This window comes from Microbacterium sp. FG3 (assembly GCF_057809335.1).
This window is the reverse complement of the sequence record NZ_JBMDJT010000075.1, coordinates 1-1,134: the sequence shown is the minus strand read 5'-3', so window position 1 is coordinate 1,134 and position 1,134 is coordinate 1. Positions and strand designations below refer to the sequence as shown.

Here is a 1,134-nt window from a genome sequence, read left to right as displayed (position 1 = left end):
CGTTCGTGGTGCCGGCGTCGGCGGCGTGGGCGCGGGCGGCGTGATGGCCGGCGGCGCGGCACCCGGTGGCGGCAACGGCTCGCGCGCGCCGCGAACGCGCGGCGGGCTCAGCGGCAAGGCAGGCCACGGCGGCGTGCTGGGCAACGGCGGAGCCGCGGGTCGCGGTGGCGCCGGAGCGGCGGGCACGGGCGGCGCGGCCGGCGCGGGTGCTGCCGCGCGCGGTGCGACCGGCGGCGGAGTCATGGCCGGCGGTGCGGGCGCGGGCAACGACCGCAAGAAGAAGCGCGACTCGCTCGACCTGATCGCCATGCAGCTCGACGAGGAAGAGGTCGTCACCGACCTCGGCGCCCTCGGCCGCTCGGGGAGCCGCGGCGACGACAAGGACCGCGACGAGCTCGCCTGGTGACGTGAGCAGAAGGCCCGGGACCACGTGGTCCCGGGCCTTTCTCATGCTCGTCGGGCGCGGCTCCTGGCCTCGTGCGGACGGGGTCGGGTCAGCCCCGGTGCTCGACGATGCGCACCGTGTGCGAGCCGATGATGAGCTTGGAGTCGGTGGGCAGCGACACCCGCTGGTGCGACGTGAGCGTCGTGGAGCGCCCGTCGGGCAGCTCGAGGATCGAGCCGTTGCCCGATCCCAGGTCCTCGTACCAGAGCTGACCGTTCGTCACGCCGAAGCGGCCGTGCGAGCGGGAGACCGAGCGGTCCTCGTCGGGAACGGTCACGAGGAGCGCGTCGGGGTGCTCGTCGGGCGCCGACGGGCGGCGGCCGATGTAGCCGAGGCGGTCGACGGGGGTCACCGTGCCGTCGTCGGTGCGGAACGCGGGCACGGGCCCGGAGGGCGCCGAGGCGGCGCCGGACGAGGAGCGCCGGCGTCGCTCGGGCTGTCCGAAGCGGGTGACCGCCTCGCGCGGCAGCATGGTGTGCAGCGGCAGCCCCGCCTCCTCCTCGGTGCGGGCGCTCTGCTCGGCCACCGGCTCCTGAGGCAGCGACCGGCGCCGCGCGGGCGGGCTCGCGTCCATGGGGGCGGCAACCGCCGGCGGGACCGCGGGGGCCACGGCCGCCGTCGGGGCGGGGGAGGCCGTGGGCTCGGGCGCCGGGGGCGGCGGCGGAACGGGCGGCCGCGCGGGCCCCGGG

At 78.1% G+C, this 1,134-nt stretch carries 1 protein-coding gene and 1 pseudogene; one reads left to right on the top strand and one right to left on the bottom strand.

Translation table 11 applies throughout. From position 1 onward, the window contains the following. Positions 1-406 (top strand): annotated as a pseudogene (locus ACODR5_RS13505) (hypothetical protein); the annotation flags it as partial. A gap of 88 nt (positions 407-494) precedes the next feature. Here ACODR5_RS13505 and ACODR5_RS13500 read toward each other — a convergent pair. Further along, entirely contained in the window at positions 495-971 is a 477-nt protein-coding gene (locus ACODR5_RS13500) for an FHA domain-containing protein (RefSeq protein ID WP_488983911.1), read from the bottom strand. Between the last annotated feature and the right edge of the window lie 163 nt (positions 972-1,134).